This window comes from Asanoa sp. NPDC049573, from assembly GCF_040676615.1.
In the GTDB taxonomy this organism is placed as follows: Bacteria; Actinomycetota; Actinomycetes; order Mycobacteriales; family Micromonosporaceae; genus Asanoa.
The window spans coordinates 331,744-351,768 of record NZ_JBFAPI010000004.1 but is presented as its reverse complement, the minus strand read 5'-3'; the positions used below and the strand labels follow the sequence as shown (position 1 = coordinate 351,768).

The 20,025-nt window shown below is 72.3% G+C and carries 16 protein-coding genes, 1 pseudogene and 1 riboswitch; of the genes and pseudogenes, 8 read left to right on the top strand and 9 right to left on the bottom strand.

Annotated features, from left to right (window positions below; genetic code table 11):
* Positions 1-4: 4 nt before the first annotated feature.
* From thiS to AB0J74_RS11685, 4 genes are all read right to left on the bottom strand, one after another.
* Positions 5-202, bottom strand: coding sequence for a sulfur carrier protein ThiS (gene thiS / locus AB0J74_RS11700; RefSeq protein WP_363447274.1), 198 nt, complete (start codon positions 200-202; stop codon positions 5-7).
* A complete protein-coding gene (gene thiO / locus AB0J74_RS11695; RefSeq protein WP_363447271.1) occupies positions 199-1,305 on the bottom strand; it encodes a glycine oxidase ThiO in 1,107 nt (368 codons plus the stop codon). The genes thiS and thiO overlap by 4 nt, the downstream gene beginning before the upstream one ends.
* A complete protein-coding gene (thiE, locus tag AB0J74_RS11690) occupies positions 1,302-1,946 on the bottom strand; it encodes a thiamine phosphate synthase (protein WP_363447269.1) in 645 nt (214 codons plus the stop codon). The genes thiO and thiE overlap by 4 nt, the downstream gene beginning before the upstream one ends.
* Complete coding sequence (locus AB0J74_RS11685) at positions 1,943-3,259, bottom strand: cytosine permease (RefSeq protein ID WP_363447266.1); 1,317 nt, start codon at positions 3,257-3,259, stop codon at positions 1,943-1,945. Before AB0J74_RS11685 ends, thiE begins: the two co-directional genes overlap by 4 nt.
* A riboswitch (TPP riboswitch) is annotated at positions 3,251-3,362 on the bottom strand. It overlaps the preceding gene by 9 nt.
* A gap of 103 nt (positions 3,363-3,465) precedes the next feature.
* On the opposite strand from AB0J74_RS11685, the gene AB0J74_RS11680 reads away from it, so the two are divergent.
* Positions 3,466-4,338 carry a hypothetical protein gene (locus tag AB0J74_RS11680; protein WP_363447264.1) on the top strand — a complete coding sequence of 291 codons (873 nt, stop codon included), beginning with the start codon at positions 3,466-3,468 and terminating at the stop codon, positions 4,336-4,338.
* Positions 4,251-4,715, top strand: coding sequence for a hypothetical protein (locus AB0J74_RS11675; protein ID WP_363447261.1), 465 nt, complete (start codon positions 4,251-4,253; stop codon positions 4,713-4,715). Before AB0J74_RS11680 ends, AB0J74_RS11675 begins: the two co-directional genes overlap by 88 nt.
* On the opposite strand, the gene AB0J74_RS11670 is transcribed toward AB0J74_RS11675, so the two are convergent.
* The 3 genes and pseudogenes from AB0J74_RS11670 to AB0J74_RS11660 form a co-directional block, all read right to left on the bottom strand.
* A complete protein-coding gene (locus tag AB0J74_RS11670) occupies positions 4,664-5,149 on the bottom strand; it encodes an MSMEG_6728 family protein (protein WP_363447259.1) in 486 nt (161 codons plus the stop codon). The two genes, AB0J74_RS11675 and AB0J74_RS11670, sit on opposite strands and share 52 nt — an antisense overlap.
* A gap of 2 nt (positions 5,150-5,151) precedes the next feature.
* Positions 5,152-6,957 carry a glycoside hydrolase family 15 protein gene (locus AB0J74_RS11665; protein WP_363447257.1) on the bottom strand — a complete coding sequence of 602 codons (1,806 nt, stop codon included), beginning with the start codon at positions 6,955-6,957 and terminating at the stop codon, positions 5,152-5,154.
* Between the two features lie 11 nt (positions 6,958-6,968).
* Positions 6,969-7,940 (bottom strand): annotated as a pseudogene (locus tag AB0J74_RS11660) (glycoside hydrolase family 5 protein); the annotation flags it as partial.
* 166 nt (positions 7,941-8,106) lie between these two features.
* Between AB0J74_RS11660 and AB0J74_RS11655 the strand changes: the two are divergent.
* The 5 genes from AB0J74_RS11655 to AB0J74_RS11635 all read left to right on the top strand — a co-directional run bounded on the left by AB0J74_RS11655 (position 8,107) and on the right by AB0J74_RS11635 (position 16,644).
* Entirely contained in the window at positions 8,107-9,549 is a 1,443-nt protein-coding gene (locus AB0J74_RS11655; protein ID WP_363447254.1) for an MFS transporter, read from the top strand.
* A gap of 265 nt (positions 9,550-9,814) precedes the next feature.
* A complete protein-coding gene (locus AB0J74_RS11650; RefSeq protein ID WP_363447252.1) occupies positions 9,815-10,459 on the top strand; it encodes a DUF1275 family protein in 645 nt (214 codons plus the stop codon).
* Positions 10,460-10,542: 83 nt separating this feature from the next.
* The gene (locus AB0J74_RS11645) at positions 10,543-14,451 is read left to right on the top strand and encodes a ThuA domain-containing protein (RefSeq protein ID WP_363447250.1); all 3,909 of its coding nucleotides are present in this window, start codon (positions 10,543-10,545) and stop codon (positions 14,449-14,451) included.
* Between the two features lie 61 nt (positions 14,452-14,512).
* Entirely contained in the window at positions 14,513-16,123 is a 1,611-nt protein-coding gene (locus AB0J74_RS11640) for a SpoIIE family protein phosphatase (protein WP_363447247.1), read from the top strand.
* Positions 16,124-16,125: 2 nt separating this feature from the next.
* A complete protein-coding gene (locus tag AB0J74_RS11635) occupies positions 16,126-16,644 on the top strand; it encodes a 2'-5' RNA ligase family protein (protein WP_363447245.1) in 519 nt (172 codons plus the stop codon).
* A gap of 29 nt (positions 16,645-16,673) precedes the next feature.
* On the opposite strand, the gene AB0J74_RS11630 is transcribed toward AB0J74_RS11635, so the two are convergent.
* Positions 16,674-18,146 (bottom strand): alpha/beta hydrolase, encoded by a 1,473-nt coding sequence (locus AB0J74_RS11630; RefSeq protein WP_363447243.1) that lies wholly within the window; start codon positions 18,144-18,146, stop codon positions 16,674-16,676.
* A 225-nt stretch (positions 18,147-18,371) separates the two neighbouring features.
* Between AB0J74_RS11630 and AB0J74_RS11625 the strand changes: the two genes are divergently transcribed.
* Positions 18,372-19,265: an aldo/keto reductase gene (locus AB0J74_RS11625; RefSeq protein WP_363447241.1), complete on the top strand. Its 894-nt coding sequence runs from the start codon at positions 18,372-18,374 to the stop codon at positions 19,263-19,265.
* 167 nt (positions 19,266-19,432) lie between these two features.
* Here the strand turns inward: AB0J74_RS11625 and AB0J74_RS11620 are convergent, their stop codons facing one another.
* A complete protein-coding gene (locus AB0J74_RS11620; RefSeq protein ID WP_363447240.1) occupies positions 19,433-19,999 on the bottom strand; it encodes a cadmium resistance transporter in 567 nt (188 codons plus the stop codon).
* Positions 20,000-20,025 lie beyond the last annotated feature (26 nt).

The window sequence follows — 20,025 nt, the reverse complement described above, 5'->3', positions numbered from 1 at the left end:
GCGGTCACCCGCCCGCCTGCGCGGCGAGGATCTCCACCTCGTCGCCCTCGGCCAGCACGGTCGCCGCCCACTCGCCGCGCGGCACCACCTCGCCGTTGCGGGCCACCGCGACCCGCCGCTGGTCGGTGCGCGCCGCGACCAGCCCGGCCACGGTCACCGCGGTGTCCAGTTCGACGGTCTGGCCGTTGACGGTCAGCGTCATCGATTTCTCCCGTCCGAGGTGAACGCCGCCGCGTAGGCGGGCAGCGTCCCTCCGGTCAACAGGTCGGCGATCGCGTCCGCGGTCGCCGGGGTCAGCAGCACGCCGTTGCGGTGGTGGCCGGTGGCCAGCACCAGACCGGGCAGCCCCGACGGGCCGAGCAGCGGCGCGTTGTCGGGCGTGCCCGGTCGCCAGCGGGCCAGCGTCTCGACCAGTTCCAGGTCGGCGACGCCGGGCACCACCTCGATGGCGTCGCGGAGCAGGTCGTGCACGGCGCCGGCGGTGACCGTCGGGTCGAACCCGCGCTCCTCGCTGGTCGCGCCGACCACCAGTCGGTCGTCGGCGTAGGGCACCAGGTAGACGTGCCGGCCGCGGACCAGCGCCCGGACGGTGCCGGCGAGCAGCCCGTCGTCGCCGCGCAGCCGCAGGATCTGGCCCTTGACCGGGCGGACCGGCAGCGGGGGAGCGCCGGGCAGGGTGCCGCTCCAGGCGCCCAGCGCGAGGACCACCTGGTCGGCCTCGACGCGTGAACCGTCGGCCAGCCGCAGGCCGGTCGCGCGCCCGTTCTCCACCGCCAGGGCGGCGATCCGCGACCGTACGATGTGGACATCCGCGGCTCCCGCCGCCCTCAGCAGGGCCGCGTGCAACGCGCGGGGCTCGATCGAGTGGTCGCTCGGTGCGTGCAGGGCGCCGCGCACCCGCGGGCTCAGCGCCGGCTCGCGGCGCCGGGCCTGGCCGGCGGTGAGCCGCTCGACCGGCAGGCCGGAATCGAGGTAGTAGGCGTGCAACCGGTCGAGCGAGGCCATGTCGTCGGCGTCGAAACCCACTTCGAGCGTGCCGGCCGTACGCAGGTCCACCGTGCCGCCCCCGTCGGCGGCCAGGTCGGCGAGGAACGCCGGGTAGCGGGCCAGCGACTCCCGGCTGAGCGCGCGCAGCGCCTCTTCGCCGTAGGCGGCCTCGGTCAGCGGGGCGAGCATCCCGGCGGCGGCCCGCGAGGCGCCGTTGCCGGGATCGTCGTCGACGACCGTCACGGCGAGCCCGCGGCGCGCCGCCCGCCAGGCGACCGCGAGCCCGATCAGCCCGCCGCCGGCGACCGCGACGGTCATGAGCCGAAGCCGGTCAGCCGCGACCGCGGCGCGCCGTCCAGGGCCGCCAGCAGGGCCTTGGTGGCCGCGACCGGGTCGGCCGCGCCGGATACCGCCGACACGACGGCGACCCCGTGCGCCCCCGCGGCGCGCAGCGCCGGCACCCGGGCCGCGGTCACCCCGCCGATCGCGATCACCGGCACCGCCACCGCGGCGGCGACGGCCGCGACACCCTCGGGCCCGATCGGGTCCGGCAGCCCGTCTTTGGTCGCGGTCGCGAAGGCCGGGCCGACACCCAGGTAGTCGGCGCCCGCGGCGACCAGCGCGGCCGCCCGGTCCGGGTCGCGGGCGGTGCCGCCGACCAGGTGGGCCGGGCCGGCGATCCGGCGGACCACCTCGACCGGTAGGTCGTCGGCACCGACGTGGGTGCCGTCGGCCCGGGCGGCCAGGGCCAGGTCGACCCGGTCGTTGACGACGCAGCGCGCGCCGGCCGCCCGGCAGAGCCCGACCACCTCGCGGGCGAACGCCAGCCGGGCCCGGTCGCTGCCGGTCTTGGTGCGGACCTGGACGACGGGCGCGCCCGCGTTCAGGGCGGCCCGTACGGCGTCCAGCGCCGGCCGGCCGCCGGCCGCGTCGGTGACCACGTGCAGCCGCCCGATCATCGCGCGCCACGCTTCGTGTGGCCCGGCAGCAGCATCAGCGCGGTCAGCAGCGCGGCGACCGCGAGGCTGACCAGCGAGGCCGAAAATCCGTTGGCCGGGTCGATGCCTAGGTCCTGTTGCCGCGCCAGCCACCACTGCGTCCACTGTCGACCGGCGTCCGGGAAGGAGGTCGGCAGGGTGAGCTGGTAGGCGATGAACCCGGCGGCCCAGGGCAGCAGCAGCCACGGCCGCGCGGGTGCGGTCGCGGAGACATTCCAGCCGCCGCGGGGCAGAACGAAGTAGGCGATCGCGAAGACGCCCACCAGCGGCACGAAGACGGCGCCGATCAGGAACAGGAACGGCTCGTAGGAGACGATGTCGACGACGAGCGCGAGCAGGGTGGCCACCGCGCCGACGGCGACCACGAGCACCCGACGGTCGATGCGTTCGACGATGTTGCGGGCCGAGACGGCAGTCGAATAGACGTTGGCGAACGCCTCGTCGACCTCGACCACGACCAGCACGGCCAGCGCGACCGCGCCCAGCGGCACGGCCAGCAGCGCGCCGACCACGTCGAGCCCGCCGGCGCCGTACGCGGACAGCGCCAGCACGCCGAGCACGAAGCAGGCCACGGTCGCGGTGCCGTAGCCCAGCGCCGTGCCGGCGAAGGCGGCCCGGCCGCCGCGGGTGTAGCGGGTGTAGTCGGCCACCATCGGGAACCAGGAGACCGGCATGGCGATCACCACGTCGACCGCGGTCCAGAACGAGCCGCCCGGCCCGGTCAGCGGCTGGGGGTGGGCGCGCAGCACCTCGACGAAGAGGTAGGCCCCGGCGATCAGCGAGGCCCAGACCGCGTAGCGCGCGAGCAGCCGGACGGCGCCGAGGGGCCGCAGTGCCATCAGCGTGGCGGCGACGCCGGCGACCAGCACGAACGGCCACTTGGGGGTGTGCAGCACCTGCGCCGCGGCGGACGCGATGATGAAGATCTCGAAGGTCGCCCAGCCCACGCACTGCGCCACGTTGAGCACGGTGGGCAGGTAGGAGAGCCGGCGGCCGAGCAGGCCGCGCAGCAGCACCATGGTCGGCGCGCCTTCGCGGGCACCGGCGGCGGCGCCGAGGCCCAGCAGGGCCGAGCCGATCGCGGCGCCGACCACGATGGCCAGCACGGTGACCCAGAGCGGGCGGCCCGGCAGCACCGCGAAGGTGGCCGCGACCGGGAGGAGCAGGCTGACGCCGAGGCTGCCGAACAGCCCGGCGGTGTCGCGGAAGCCGAGGGTCCGGCCCGCGTCGGCTGCGGCCGGCGCGGCGACGTCGACGGCGGTTGACGAAGACATAGGTGAGGCTCCCTACGCCGGCATTACCCGGACAGGTTCCGACGGTCGGCGGCGCGTCAGCCGCCCTCTCAGCCCGGTGCTCCGAGCTCCCGTTGTGACTTCCGGCAGGTTACGACAAACCAGCCGGGCGCGCCATGGTTGCCGACATCACGGCGCCCCGGCGTGTTCACCCGCCGTGACCGCGCGGGGCTACGTAGCGTGAGGCAATGGCGACGAACACGGCGTTCTCGAAGGGCTTCTTCCGTGACAAGGGCCTGGACTACCAGGCCCGCGGGATCCTCGGGCGGGCCGTGCACGGCGGGAGCGACGCCGGCGAGGTCCTGGCCACCATCGAGCGGATCTCCGACGCAGACAGTTGGCGGTCGGCCTGGTCGGCGACCGCCACCCGGGTCGCCGGCCTGGCCGAGCGCTCGCGGGAGCAGGGCGACCGGCGGGGCGCCGGGTCGGCCTTCCTCCGTGCGGCCAACTACTGGGCCTGCGTGGTCGAGTCGCTGTCCGAACTGGACGACGAGCCGGCGCTGCTGCTGGCCTTCCGGGCCCACCGCACCGCCTGGGAGGGGTTCGTCGATGCCTCGGACGGCGCGCACGTCCGCCTCGAGGTCCCCTACGAGGGCGGCTCCCTGCCGGGCTTCCTGCTGCGGCCCGACGCCTCCGGCGCCCGCCGGCCGACCCTGGTGGTCACCAACGGCAGCGACGGCTCGATCAGCGGCCTGTGGAGCGCTGCGGCCGCGGGCGCGGTGGCCCGCGGCTGGAACGCGTTCGTCTACGACGGTCCCGGCCAGCAGTCGATGCTCTTCGAGCGCAAGACCTCGTTCCGCCCCGACTGGGAAGCCGTGCTGACCCCGGTGCTCGACGCCCTGGTCGGCCGGGCCGACGTCGCCCGGACCGGCTCACCGGCTACGGCATCAGCCAGGGCGGCTACTGGCTGCCCCGGGCGCTGGCCTTCGAGCACCGCCTGGTGGCCGCGGTGGCGGACCCCGGCGTGGTGGACGTGTCGACCACGTGGACCGGACCGCTCGGCAAGAGCATGCGCGGCCTGCTCGACAAGGGCGACCGGGCGGCGTTCGACCGCGACGTGAAGTTCGCGACGGTGGTGCCGAAGCTGCGCCGCACCCTCACCTTCCGGTCGCGTCCCTACCGGTCCGCGGGGGACTGGTTCGACCTGTTCAACGAGGTACGCGAGTACCGCCTCACCGACGACCTCGCAGCCCGGATCAGCACGCCCATCCTGGTCACCGACCCGGAGGGCGAGCAGTTCTGGCCGGGCCAGTCCAGACAGCTCGCCGACCTGCTGGGCGACCGCGCGCACCGGGTCGAGTTCACCGCGGAGGAAGGGGCCAACCTGCACTGCCAGCCGCTGGGCCGGGCGCTAACCGACGAGCGGATGTTCGCCTGGCTCGACGCTCAGCTCGCCGGCACGCAGCCGTTGGGCCGGTCCGACGGCGGCCAGACGTAGGGCAGGTCCGGCGGCACGTCGCCGAAGATCGGGCCGTAGAGCGCGGCGTCCTTGCGGATCAGCGCCGACTGGTGCGACCGGTGGAACGCCTCGTCGCCCAGCCACGGCGGCAGGTCGCCGGCCTCGCGGAGATCGGCCACGTCGCGCACCGCGGTGATGCCGCAGGCGGCCGCCAGGTCGGCGGACAGCGTCGCGGCGGTGGTGTCGTTGCGGCCGGTCGCGGTCCACACTCCGGCGACGATCAGGCCGTAGCGGACCAGCGCCTCCTCGTAGCCGGCCCACATCTTGACCGCCGGGTGGTGGCGGTAGCCGTGGCCCGCGACGGTGAGGCCGCGCAGGATCTGCACGTTCTCCACCCGCTGCTTGCCCAGCCGGGGCGGGTCGAGCACCGCGGCCGAGCGGGCGAAGTCCGGGAACGGCAGGAAGGTCTGCACGGTCAGCCGAGCGCGCGGTCGACGTTGAAGGCCGCGCTGATCAGCGCCAGGTGGGTGAACGCCTGCGGGAAGTTGCCGAGCTGCTCGCCGGTCGGGCCGAGTTGCTCCGCGTACAGGCCGAGGTGGTTGGCGTAAGTGATCATCTTTTCGAACGCGAGCCGCGCCTCGTCGACGCGGCCGGCGCGGGACAGCGCCTCGACGTACCAGAAGGTGCAGATCGACATCGTGCCCTCTTCGCCCTCCAGGCCGTCCGGGCTCAGATGCGGATCGTAGCGGTAGACCAGCGAGTCGGAGACCAGTGTGTCGCCGAGCAGATCGAGCGTGCTCAGCCAGCGCGGGTCCGACGGCGCGATGAACTTCGACAGCGGCATCATCAGCACCGACGCGTCGAGCACGTGTCCGTCGCGATGCTGCACGAACGCGCGCAGGTCGGGGTCCCAGAACCGGTCCATGATCTGGTGGTAGATCGCGTCCCGGGCCTGGCCCCAGCGGACCAGGTCGGCCGGCAGGCCGCGCTGGTGCGCGACCCGGATCGCCCGCTCGATGGCGACCCAGCACATCAGCCGAGAGTAGAGGAAGTTGCGCCGCCCGCCGCGGGTCTCCCAGACGCCCTCGTCGGGCTGGTCCCAGTTCTTGCAGACCCACTCGACGAACGTGGTCACGCCCTCCCAGACACCGCTGGAGATCGGCTGGCCCCACTTGTTGTAGAGGTAGATCGAGTCGACCAGCGCGCCGTAGATGTCGAGCTGGAGCTGGTTGACCGCGTCGTTGCCGACCCGCACCGGCGCGGAACCCTCGTACCCCTCGAAATGGTCGAGGCGGCGCTCGGAGAGCGTGTCGCTGCCGTCGATCCGATACATGATCTGCAGCGGGCCCTCCGGGTCCTCGTCACTCTCCCGCACCCGCTGGGCGAGGAAGCCCATGAACGCGTCGGCCTCCTCGGTGAAGCCGAGGCGCAGCAACGAGTAGGTGCAGAACGCGGCGTCGCGCACCCAGACGTAGCGGTAGTCCCAGTTGCGGCCGCCGCCGAGGCGTTCCGGCAGGCTGGTGGTCGGCGACGCCACGATCGCGCCGGACGGTGCGTAGGTCATCAGCTTGAGGGTGAGCGCCGAGCGGTGCACCGCCTCGCGCCAGCGGCCGCGGTAGCGCGACTGCGACAGCCAGCGCCGCCAGTAGGCGACGGTGGCCGTGAACTCCTCCTCGGCCTCTTCGGCGCTGCCGGCGGCGACCGGGCTGCCGCCGTCGGTCCGCTCCAGGCAGAACACCTCGGACTCGCCCTGCTTGAGCCGGAACGAGCTGAGCACGTCGCCGTCGACCAGCTCGAACGGCGCGGTCGACTGCAGCGTCAGGCTCAGCGACGCCGACTCGAAGACGGCCCGGCCGCCCTCCTCGCGCAGCGTGTGCGGCTGCAGGCCGTAGTCGAACCGGGGTGCGATGTGTGCCCGGAACGGCAGCTCGCCGCGTACGCACCGGACCCGGCGGATCAACCGATGGTGGTCGGTCTCGGCGTTGTCGGCCGGCACCGGCATGTAGTCCTGGATCTCCGCGACGCCGTCCTCCGAGAGGAAACGGGTGATCAACACGTTGGTGTCGGGAAAGTAGAACTGCCGCGTGGTGGCCGCGACGTCGGCGGTCAGCCTGAAGCAGCCGCCCTTGTCACGATCGAGGAGAGAGGCGAACACGCTGGGTGAGTCGAACCGCGGGATGCAGCACCAGTCGATGGTGCCGTCGGTCCCGACGAGGGCCACGGTTCGCAGGTTACCGATGAGGCCGTGCTCGCCGATCGGGAGATATCGCTGCTCATCCACCTTTTCCGACGCTACGCGCCCACCAGCGCCCCCGGTACGGAACCCGCGATCCGGCCGCTGCGAATCCGGTCGCGCACCCACCCGCCGGCCGGTTTGAGGCGCGCCGCGTCGGCGTACGCCCCGGCCTTGCAGGTGCCCTTCGTGAACACCGCGCCCGAGCGCTTGTCGTCGCTCCAGTTCCAGTTGGTCCAACTGATCCGCTTGGTGGCCATGAGGTCGAGGTACTGCTGGGCGCGGGCGAAGTCGTTGCCACCGTCGCCGGTGTATTTCTGCGTGCCGAACTCGGTGACGAACATCGGCAGCTTGTCGGCCGCGCGGGACAGGGTGTCCAGATACTGGTGGCCGTGCGAGGCCGCGTAGAAGTGGAACGTGTACATCACGTTGGTCGCCCGCACCGGGTCGCGCACCACCTCGCGCTCGTCCGCGTCTTCCGACACGCCCAGCGACGACCAGGCCCGGGTGCCGACCAGCACCACCGCGTCCGGGTCCTGCGCCCGGATCACCGGGATCACGTCCTCGGCATACGTGCGGATCCGGCGCCACGAGACGCCGCTGGGCTCGTTGGCGATCTCGTAGAGGATGTTGTCGGCCGTCCGGTGCCGCATGGCGATCTCGTTGAAGAACGTACGGGCCCGGGTCAGGTTGGCCTTCGGGTCGCCCGGTTCGAGGATGTGCCAGTCGACGATGACGTACAGGCCGCGCTCGGTGGCCAGGTCGACGTAGTCGTCGACGAGTTCGGTGAACTTCCGCGGGTCGCTGGCGTAGCCGTCCTCCTGGACGTACATCGAGACCCGCAGCACATCGGCCTGCCAGTCCTTGGCCAGCACGTCCAGTGACTTGGCGTTGACGCAGTTGGCGTACCACTGGATCCCGTGTGTCGACATGCCGCGCAGTTGCACCTGCTGGCCGTAGCGGTTGCACAGGCGGATGCCGCACACGTGCAGCGCGCCGTTGGTGCTGACCGGGGTGGCCGCCTCGGGTGCGGCCGGCTCCGCCGCGGAGGGGACGGTCGCGGGTCCGATACCGACAGTCAACGCCGTGACAACGGCCAGTAGCAGGGAGTTCATGACATGAAGGTGATCACGTGTCGGCCGGAGTGATCGTTCACACCCTGGTGCTGTCACTCATCCGGGTGGATTGTGGGAAAACGTGCCTGCTGCCTCCGCCGTACACAGTGGCGTCGGGTTCCGCTCCGAACGCGGACCGGTCCTCGCCGCGGTGATGCTGTCCACCGCCCTGGTCGCCATCGATTCCACCATCATCGCGACCGCCGTACCGTCCGTGGTCGACGACATCGGCGGATTCGCCCAGTTCCCCTGGTTGTTCTCGATCTACCTGCTGGCCCAGGCGGTCACCGTGCCGGTCTACGGCAAGCTGGCCGACCTGTTCGGCCGCAAGCCGGTCATCCTGTGGGGCATCGGGGTGTTCCTGGTCGGCTCGCTGCTATGCGGGTTCGCGACCAGCATGACCCTGCTGATCGTCTTCCGCGTGGTGCAGGGGCTCGGCGCCGGCGCCATCGCACCGGCCACCATCACCATCGTCGGCGACATCTACACACTGCAGGAAAGGGCCAAGGTCCAGGGGTACGTGGCCAGCGTCTGGGGCATCTCCTCGGTCGTCGGCCCGACGCTGGGCGGGGTGTTCAGCGAGTACGTCTCGTGGCGCTGGATCTTCTTCGTCAACCTGCCGCTCTGCCTGCTCGCCGGCTGGATGATCATGCGCAGCTACCACGAGCGCCGCACGCCGGCCCGCCCGGTGATCGACTATCCGGGCGCGGTGCTGCTGACCGCCGGCCTCACGCTGGTCATCCTCGGCGTGCTCGAAGGCGGCCAGTCGTGGGCCTGGGACTCGCCGACCAGCGTCGCGATCCTGGGCGGCGGCGCGCTGCTGCTCGGCGCGTTCCTGCTGGTCGAGCGCCGCACCAGTGAGCCGGTGCTGCCGCTGTGGGTGTTCCGCCGCCGGCTGCTGCTGGCCAGCGGGACGGTATCCGCCGGCGCGGGCGCGGTGCTGCTCGGCCTCAGCTCCTACGTGCCGACGTACGCCCAGGTGGTGATCGGTGTCGGCCCGCTGGTCGCCGGGCTCGCCCTGGCCGCGCTGACGCTGGGCTGGCCGATCGCCGCCTCCCAGTCGGGCCGGTTCTACCTGCGGTTCGGGTTCCGGGCCTGCGCGATGACCGGTTCGTCGATCATCCTGCTCGGCTGCGCGCTGCTGCTCCTGTTCGACGGTGGCACCAGCGTCTGGCAGGTCGGCGCGACGTGCCTGGTGATCGGTTTCGGGATGGGCCTCACGGTCAGCCCGACGCTGATCGCCTCCCAGTCGAGCGTCGGCTGGAAGGAGCGGGGGGTGGTCACCGGCAACAACATGTTCCTGCGCTCGATGGGCAGCGCGCTGGGCACCGCGATCTTCGGCGCGGTCGCCAACGCCACCCTCCAGGGCAGCGACGCCGACCCCGCGCGGTTGGTCCCGGCCGTGCATCACGTGTTCATCGGCGTGCTGATCGTGGCGGTCGTCATCGCGATCGCCGCGTTCCTGCTGCCCCGTCAGGCCGCCCCGGCCGCGCAGGAGGTCCCCGCGGTCGCCGAAACGGCGTAAAACTCCGGCCGGAATTTCGGTTATCCGCGGCGCGCGTCGCGATAGCCGCCGGAATGATCTGTAAAGCCTGGTTACGTTCGACTTAAGGTTCGCCTGTCGGCGATCACCGGTACCTACAGTTCGGGCTGCCCACGCGCCCGCTGGCGGCCGTCGGGGTGCTCGTCGCCACGGCCCGCGCCGTCCCGCCGGCCGTGGCGGCGGGCTCCACCCTGGTTGGTTTGTCGTTTTTACCCCTTAATCCCAATTCGTGGGTACGGTGGGGCCTGTGGTGCTGGCGAGGTTGGCCCGGCGCGGCGGGCGCCGGGTCACCTCGCTCAGTCTTGCCGCCTGCGCCGGCGCGGTCGACCTGCTCGCCATCGCCGGCCTGGGTGGCGCGTTCGCCAGCATCATCACCGGCAACCTGGTCACCGCCGGCAACGGCATCGGCAGCGCCGACGACCACGTGTTCGCGCCGGCCGCCGTCGCGATCGGCGGCTACACCGCCGGGGTGCTGACCGCCCAGGCCATCCCGCGGTTCCGCTGGCCCGGCCACCTGGTCATCGAACTCGCCCTGCTCGGCGTGCTGACCGGCGGCTGGATCGCGACCGGCAGCCGGCCCGACCGGGAGACCGCGCTGCTGCTGCTCGCCGCCGCGGGCCTGGCGATGGGCACCCAGAGCGTCGTCGCGAGTTGGCTGCACGAGTCGACCACCTACATGACCGGCACCCTCACCACCGCGCTGCACGACCTGGTGACCGGCAAGCGCGGCACCCGGGCGGTCGCCTTCGGACAGCTGGGCGCGCTGTGCGCCGGTGCCACCGTCGCCGCCGCGTTGATGCACGCCGCACGCTGGTCCGTACCCGTGCTGGCATTGTGCTTCCTGCTGGTCGCGATCATCGCCGGGGCCCTCGGAGACATCGAAGGGGATTGACGGAGAGCGCTCTATCGGCCATCGTGTGGGCACGGCGTGGTCGGCGCACGCTTCATGACCGTCCCCATGAGAAAGGTCCGATCATGTTGCGCAGAGCGCTGCTCTGCGTCGCCCTGGTGGCAGCGGCACTCGTCGGAATACCGGCGACACCCGCTCTCGCAGCCGACTTCTCCGTGCTGGTCTTCAGCAAAACGGCGGGGTTCCGGCACGACTCGATCCCGGCGGGCATCGCCGCGATCCAGCAACTGGGCGCGCAGAACAACTTCACTGTCGAGGCCACCGAAGACGCCAACCAGTTCACGACCGCCAACCTGGCCCGCTTCCAGGCCGTCATCTTCCTGTCCACCACCGGCGACGTGCTCAACGCCGCACAGCAGACCGCTTTCGAGGGATACGTCCGTGCCGGCGGCGGCTACGCGGGCATCCACGCGGCGGCCGACACCGAATACGACTGGCCCTGGTACGGGAACCTGGTCGGCGCCTACTTCCTGCAGCACCCGGCGATCCAGCAGGTGACCGTCCGGATCGAAGACGGCAGCCACCCGTCGACGGCCGAACTGCCGACCAACTGGGTGCGCACCGACGAGCTCTACAGCTATCGCACCAACCCCCGCCCCAACGTGCACGTGCTGGCCAACCTCGACGAGTCGACCTACACCGGCGGCGGCATGGGCGACCACCCGATCGCCTGGTGCCGGGCCTACGACGGCGGCCGCACCTGGTATTCGGGCCTGGGACACACCCAGGAGAGCTACACCGAGGCCAACTTCCGGACCCACCTGCTGGGCGGCATCCGGTACGCGGCTCAGGGCACCGGCAACTGTTCGGTCGGCTCCGGACCGGTCGACCCGCCGGGCAGCTTCGCACAGGTGACGCTGGCCAAGGGCGTCGCCGAGACCGGCGAGCCGATGGGCCTGACCGTGTTGCCCGACCGGGGCGTGCTGCACACCTCGCGCGACGGCGTCGTGCGCTACACCGACGCGGCCGGCAACACCAAGGTGGCCCTGACCCTGCCGGTCTACACGCACGACGAAGAGGGCCTGCAGAGCATCAAGGCCGACCCGGCGTTCGCGACCAACCGCTGGGTCTATCTCTATTTCGCGCCACCACTGTCCACTCCGGCCGGTGACTCGCCGACCACCGGCACGGCGGCGCAGTTCGCGCCCTTCAACGGTGTCAACCGGTTGGCCCGGTTCACCGTGCGGGCCGACAACACGATCGACCCGGCCTCGGCGGTGACCGTGCTCGAGGTGCCGACCAGCCGTGGCCAGTGCTGCCACGTCGGTGGCGACATCGACTTCGACGCGGCCGGCAACCTCTACCTGTCGACCGGTGACGACACCAACCCGTTCGACTCGGGCGGCTACGCGCCGATCGACGAGCGGGCCGACCGTAACCCGGCCTTCGACGCGCAGCGCTCCGCGGGCAACACCAACGACCTGCGCGGCAAGGTGCTCCGGATCAAGCCGTCGGCGGGCGGGGGCTACACGATCCCGGCCGGCAACATGTTCGCGCCGGGCACCCCCAACACCAGGCCCGAGGTGTACGCGATGGGCTTCCGGAACCCGTTCCGGATGAGCGTCGACAAGGCCACCGGCATCGTCTACCTCGGTGATTACGGGCCGGACGCGGGCACCGCCGACCCCAACCGGGGGCCGGCCGGCACCGTCGCCTACGAGCGGATCACCCAGCCCGGCAACTACGGCTGGCCGTACTGCTCCAACTACAACACCCCCTACCAGGAGTACACGTTCCCCAGTGGACCGTCGGCCGGGCCCTACAACTGCACCGGGGGGCCGACCAACAACTCGCGCAACAACACCGGGCTGACCACCCTGCCGGCGTCGCGGGCGGGTTGGCTGCCCTACGGCGGCGGGCAGGATCCGCCGGGCATCTGCTGCGGCAGCCTCTCGCCGATGGGTGGCGCGGTCTACCGCTACAACGCCGGGCTCAACTCGTCGGTGAAGTTCCCGCCCTCGTACGACGGGAAGTTCTTCGCCACGGAGTTCGGCCGCCGGTTCATCAAGACGATCAACATCAACGCGAACGGCACGCCGGGCACCATCACCAACTTCCCGTGGACCGGGACCCAGGTGATGGACTACGAGTTCGGGCCCGACGGCGCGCTCTACGTGCTCGACTACGGCACCGGCTGGTTCGGCGGCGACGCCAACTCGGCCGTCTACCGGATCGAATACCAGGTCACCGGCGGCAACCGGCCGCCCGTGGCGGTGGCGTCGGGCAGCCCGACCGGTGGCACCGCGCCACTGACCGTGCAGTTCTCGTCGGCCGGCTCCACCGACCCCGACGGGAACCCGCTGACCTATGCCTGGGACTTCCAGACGAACGGCTCGGTCGACTCGACGGCGGCCAACCCGTCGTTCACCTACACCGCCAACGGGCAGTACACGGCCACGTTGACCGTGCGCGACCCGTCCGGCGCGACCGCGACGGCCAGCGTGGTGATCGGCGTCGGCGGACCGACGATCAGCGTCTCGTTGCCGCAACCCGGCCGGCTGTTCAGCTTCGGTGACCAGGTGCCGTTCACGGTCAACGTCACCGACCCGGCCAACCCGACCATCGACTGTTCCCGGGTCACGGTGACCTACGTGCTCGGGCACGACTCGCACGGCCACCCGATCACGAACGGGACCGGTTGCACCGGTTCCATCCAGACAACCGTCGACGGCGAGCACGACGCCTCGTCGAACATCTTCGGGATCATCAACGCCGCCTACACGCCGCCGGGATCGACGACGGCGATCAACGCGACCCCAGTGGTCCTGCAACCCAGGCAGCGCCAGGCCGAGCACTTCGGCAACCAGCAGGGCGTCAGCATCGTGACGTCGGCGGCGGCCCAGGGTGGCAGCGCGGTCGGCAACATCGGCAACGGTGACTGGATCTCCTTCAATCCGTACTACCTGTCGGGGCTCGCGACCGGGTTCACCGCCCGGGTGTCGGCACCGGCCGGCGGTGGGGGCACGATCACCATCCGGTCCGGCTCGGCCACCGGCGCGGTGGTCGGCACGGCCACGGTGGCGGCGACCGGATCGTTCGACACGTTCGCCGACGTGTCCGGCACGATCACCGCGCCCAGCGGGTCCGGGCCGCTGTTCCTGGTGTTCACCGGCGGTGGCGGAGCGGCGTTGTTCAACGTCGACTCGTTCACCTTCACCTCCGGCGGCACCCCGCCGACCGGCACGAACCTGGCGCTCAACAAGCCGGCGACGGCGTCGAGCGTCGAGGCCGACGCCTACCCGGCGTCGGCGGCCGTGGACGCCTCGGCCACCACCCGCTGGGCCAGCGCGTTCGCCGACCCGCAGTGGATCCAGGTCGACCTCGGGCAGACGTACGCGATCGACCGCGTGCGGCTCCAGTGGGAGGCCGCGTACGGGTCCGCCTACCGGATCGAGACCTCGACCAACGGCACCACCTGGACCGTCGCGCGGACGATCACCGGTGGCAACGGTGGCGAGGACGACAACACCGGTCTGAATGCCAGTGGCCGGTACGTCCGGATCTACGGCACCGCGCGCGGCACGGCCTGGGGCTACTCGCTGTTCTCCTTCGAGGTCTACGGCGGTGGCGGCCAGCCGCCGGCGGCGACCAACGTGGCGCAGGGCAAGCCGGCGACGGCCTCGAGCGTGGAGAGCGCGGCGTTCCCGGCCTCGCTGGCGGTGGACGCGTCGACCACGACCCGCTGGTCGAGCGCGTTCGGCGACCCGCAGTGGATCCAGGTCGACCTGGGGCAGACCTACTCGATCAGCCGGGTCCGGCTGCTCTGGGAGGCCGCCTACGGATCGGCGTACCAGATACAGACCTCGCCGAACGGCACCACCTGGACCACCGTGCGGTCCGTGACCGGTGGCAACGGCGGCGAGGACGACAACACCGGGCTCGACGCCAGCGGCCGCTACGTGCGGATCAACGGCACCGCGCGGGGTACGGCGTACGGCTACTCCCTGTTCAACCTGGAAGTGTTCGGAAGCTGACCGACCTGGTGGGGAGTGCCGGGCTGGCACTCCCCACCGCCTCCGGGTTTACGCTGTTCGGGTGATCGATGCGGCAACCGACAGCGATGAGCGGCTCCGGCGGCTCGAGGCCGTCACCGACGCCGCCCTCTCCCGGCTCGACGTCGACGACCTGCTGGCCGAGCTGCTCGACCGCGTCCGTGACCTGCTCGGGGTCGACACCGCGGTGATCCTGCTGCTCGACGCCCACGCCCGGCAACTGGTCGCCACCGCCGCCATGGGGCTCGGCGACGACTTCCAGGAAGGGCTGCGGCTGCCGATCGGGCGGGGCTTCGCCGGCCGGATCGCCCGCGACCGGCGGCCGATGGTGATCGACGACGTCACCCTCGACGGCGACACCAGCCCGCTGGTGCGGGGCCGCGAGGTCCGTTCGGTCCTCGGCGTCCCGATCTTCGGCGGCGGCGAGCTCGCCGGTGTGCTCCACGTCGGCAGCAACGCTCCGCGCGCGTTCACCTCCGAGGACGTGCGCCTGCTGGAGATGGTCGCCGACCGGGCCAGCGTGGCCACACACAGCCGCGCCGGCAACATCGACCGCACCACCGCCCTCGCGCTCCAGCGCAGCCTGCTGCCGACCGCGCTGGCCGAGGTGGCCGGCGTGGAGATGGCGGCCCGCTACCTGCCCGGCCACGACTCCGGCGTCGGCGGCGACTGGTATGACGTGTTCACCCTCCCGTCCGGCTGGCTCGGCGTGGTGGTCGGCGACGTCTCCGGCCACGGCCTCCAGTCGGCGGTGGTGATGGGCCGGCTGCGCAGCGCGCTGCGGGCCTACGCCCTGGTCTGTGCCGACCCTGCCGACGCGCTGCAGCACCTCGACGCGAAGGTGCACCACTTCGAGACCGGCAACCTGGCCACCGTGGTCTACGCGATGATCCCGCCGGAGCGCGACCGGATCCACCTCTCGGTGGCCGGGCATCCCTTGCCGGTGCTGGTGTCTTCGGCCGGCAACGCCGAGTTGCTGCCGGCACCGACCGACGTCCCGCTCGGCATGGGCCGGCCGGCCACCGGACGACGCACCACCGTGGTCGACTTCCCGCCCGGCGCGCTGCTGGTCTGCTACACCGACGGCCTGATCGAGCGCCGCAGCGAGTCGATCGACGTCGGCCTCGAGCGGCTGCGCGCCACCGTCTGGCCCGGGGAGCCCGACGAGGTCTGCACCGCGCTGATGCTGACCGTGGGGGAGGAGCGGCCCAGCGACGACACCGCGCTGCTGGCGATCCGCCGGCTCGGCCCGCCGGCGCCGCCCGAGCCGGTGGTGCTCGTCGACACCGGTTTCGACCGGGCGGGGGTGGCGGCGCTGCGCCGCCGGGTCGCCGACGAGTCGGCGCGCCACGGCATGGCCGAAGAGACCGCCGACGACTTCATCGCGGCCGTCAACGAGGTGATGACCAACGCGATCCGGCACGGCGGCGGCGCCGGCCGGCTCCGCGTCATCTCCGCCGGTGACGACCTGGTCTGCGAGGTCCGCGACCGCGGCACCGGCTTCCCGGCCGCCGACTACCTGACCCGTCAGGAGCGCCCGACCCCGTCGCCGACTGGCGGCATGGGCCTGTGGATCGCCCAGCAGACGAGCCACGACCTGCACATCGAGAGCGGCCCGGCCGGCACCCTGGTCCGGATCAGGGCGGCCCGCTGACCTTGGTCGCCGCGCTCGAGCTCTACCTCGACACCGATGCCACCCGGCGGTTGCGGGCACTGTGGCAGGCGCTGGAGGCCGAGGGCATCCCGACGCTGGCGTCTCTGCAGGACTCGAAACACCGCCCGCACGTCTCGCTGGCGGCGGCGAGCCGGTTGTCGCCGGACGCGGTGGCGGCGGCGCTCGGCGATGCCCCGGTCGGCCGCGGCCTGGCGCTCGACCTCGACTTCGTCGGCCAGTTCGTCGGGCGGGTGCTCTGGCTCGGCGTCACACCGACGGCCGCGCTGCTCGACCGGCACCGGGCGGTGCACGACCGCCTCGCGGCGGGCGGCGTCGAGGTCTGGGACCAATACCGGCCGGGCCGCTGGATCCCGCACTGCACCGTCTCGCTCCGGGTGCCGAACCCGCTGATGGGCGCGGCCGTACGCCGCTGTCTGGAAATCCTGCCCCTGCGCGCGACGGTGACCGGCGCGTCGGTCACCGACCACGCGAACGACATCGCGCACCCGTTGCCGGGCTGACCGGCGGCGGATGCGCGATGTCGACGCGGTCAGGAGAACGGCGCCTCGTCGGGCTGGCAGACCGTGCCCTTGGCCGGGGTGACCAGGTCGACCAGGTAGTGCTCGCGGATCTCGTCCAGGCACGTGCTGGGCACCTGGTAGCTCGGGTGGCCGTACCCGTTCAGGGTGACCAGGACCGCGTTGCCCAGGCGCTGCTCGGCCGAGACGGCGTTCCGGTAGGGGGTGCCGGGGTCGTAGCGGGCGCCCATCAGCAGGATCGGGTTCTCGGTCGTGGCGTTCCACGGGCCCGTGTAGCGGCCGGGCGCCTGGGCCGGCCAGTTCGACGCGCACGGCGCCCACAGCCACCAGCCCAGCACCGAGCCCCACAGCTTGCCCGCGTCGGTGAACCGGGCGATCTGCTCGGGCCACTCCGACACCGGGACCCGGGCCGGGGCGTCGGCGCAGGAGATCGCCGCCGAGGTGGTCGAGGCGATCATGCCGACCGGTGACTGGAGTGCCCGCGCGGCCGTCAACAGCGCCGACGCGTCGCCCTCGGCGGCGGCGTCGAGGTCTTCCGCGAACTGGGGCCAGGTGAGCGGGAGCCGCAGCGGGTTGAAGGTCGAGACCTGCAGGTCGCCGTAGCTCAGCTCGCCGGGCGGGTCGGCTCCCGGTGCCGGGATGGGCGTCTGGCGGGCCCGCTCGAACAGCGCCGCGACCCGGTCCTTGACCGGCTCGTCGTGCCCGGCGAGCGCGCATTCGCCGGGGGAGGCGTTCTGGCAGGCGATCATGAACTGCTCGAAGACCTCGTCGGCGGACGAGACGCCGTTGGCGATGTTGGCTTCTTCGCTGGTGCTGGAGTCGACCGGGTCGATCAGGCCGTCCAGCAGCATCGCACGCACCCGGCCGGGGAACAGGTTGGCGTAGGTCTGCCCGATGAAGGTGCCGTAGGACAGGCCGAGGTAGGTGAGCCGCTCGTCTCCGACGAGGCCGCGCAGCCGCTCGAGGTCGCGCGCGGTGTCCGCGGTGGTGATGTGCGAGAGCAGGTCGCCGCTCACCTCACCGCAGCGCTTGGCGAGATCGAGGGTCTTCTGCTCGTACGCGGCCGATTCCGCCGGCGTGTCTGGGACGGACACGCCGGCCCAGAACTCGTCGCGCTCGGCGTCGCTGGTGAAGCAGCGCACCGGGGTGCTGTCGTTGGTGCCGCGCGGGTCCCAGCCGACCAGGTCGAAGCGGCCGCCGCCCCACGCGTCGATGTCGTCGCCGCTGTCGCGGACGAGGCCGACGCCGCTCTGGCCGGGCCCGCCGGGATTGACGAACATCGAGCCGATCCGCTCCTCGGGCCGGCTCGCGAGGTGCTTCATCACCGCGAGCTCGATCTGCTCGCCGTCGGGCTGGTTCCAGTCGAGCGGGACCCGCACCCGGGCGCACTCGAAGCGCTCGTCCAGCCCGTCGCAGGCCGTCCAGGCGATGCCGCCCTCCTCGTCGGGTGGGCCGTCCGACGCCGCCGCCCCCCGGGCCCCCACGGACAGCGCCAAGAGGCCGGCGGCCGCCACGGCCGAAGCCGTGCGGAGCCGGAAACGAGCACGTCTGATCGCGGCCATACGCCCCCCGTCCAACGGTGACAAACTCCACATAGGCTACCGAGCAGCCCACGTCCGCGAGTCTCCTTCACGTTCGCGGGGCCGAAGCGACCGTGACTTTGCCCGCCGTTGCCGGGCTGCCGTCACCGCGGGGTGCATGCTGTCCGGGTGGGATTTGATCGACTGGATCTGAGCGTGCCGGCGCACCGGATCGGGCTGGGGCTCGCCGCCCTGGGGCGGCCGGGCTACATCAACCTCGGGCGCGACCGGGACCTGCCGGCCGAGCGCACCGTCGAGGCCATGCGGCGGCGCACCCACGACGTGCTCGACGCGGCGTACGCCAGCGGGATGCGCTACTTCGACGCCGCCCGCTCCTACGGCCGGGCCGAGGAGTTCCTGGCCAGCTGGCTCGACGACCGGCCCGACGTGGTGGTCGGGTCGAAGTGGGGCTACACCTACGTCGCCGGGTGGCGGGTCGACGCGAAGGTCCACGAGACCAAGGACCACGGCGTCGCCACGTTCGAGCGGCAGGTCGCCGAGAGTCGGGCCCTCTTCGGTGAGCGGCTCGACCTCTACCAGATCCACTCCGTCACGCCGGACAGTTCCGCGCTCACCGACCCGGTCCTGCACCGCCACCTCGCCGACCTGGCGTCCCGCGGCGTGACGATCGGGATCTCGACCAGCGGTGCGCGGCAGGCCGAGGCGATCCGCACCGCGCTGGCCGTCGAGGTCGACGGGGCGCCGCTGTTCAACGCCGTCCAGGCCACCTGGAACCCCCTCGAACCGTCGGCCGGCCCGGCGCTGGAGGAGGCGCACGCCGCGGGCCGGCACGTGATCATCAAGGAGGCGGTCGCGAACGGGCGGCTGGCCGACCGCGACGCCGAGGTGCTGGCCAACGCCCTGGCCCAGCCGTGGGTCGACGTCGTGCTCTCCGGCGCCGCCACCACCGCCCAACTCGCCAGCAACCTGCGGGCGCTGGAGATCACCGACTCGGGAAACCTGCCGGCGGCGGAGACCCCCGACGACTACTGGCGGCACCGCTCCGCACTGCCCTGGTCCTAGGCCGTGTCCTGCCGATCATCGCGGCCTGCGACGGGCCCAGATGCCGCCTGGCGGCGTCTCGGGATCACCGAGATACAACACCGGTATCCCGGCAACCCCGAGCCACCACCAGACGACAGCTGGCCTCCGTCTCGGCTCACGATGACCGACAGGACACGGCCTAGGCGTCACAGCAGGCCGGCCAGGATGGTCAGGCCGATCGCGACGAACACCAGTGGCACCAGCCAGTGCCCCCAGCGACCGATCACCTCGACCACCCGCCGGTGCCCGCCGAGCCAGCCGGCGGCGGCGCACCAGAGGGCCGTCAGCACCGCGAACACCGCGATCGTGACCAGGCTGCCGCCGATGCCCGCGGTGCGGAACACGGGCGTGTAGACCGCGATGTTGTCGGCGCCGTTGGCGACGGTCACCGCGGTCACCGAGACCAACCCGGTCGCGACCGCCGGCGGGTCGGCTCCGCGGTCCCGGAACGCCGATACCAGGCCGCGCAGGCCGAGGGCCAGCGGCACCAGCCCGAGCAGCCCGACCCAGCGATCGGGCAGCAGCGTCAGCCCGAGGGCGGCGGCGCCGGAGATCGCGACCAGCAGTGCGATGCCGGCGTACTGGCCGGCCCAGATCTGCCACGGCCGCGGCCGGCCGGAGCGGGCGGCGGCCAGGAACAGCACCGTCAGCACGAGCAGGTCGTCAACGTTGGTGCCGGCGAAAATGCCGGCGGCGGCCGCGAGTTCGGTCACCGGTCACACCCTACGGCGAGCCGCGC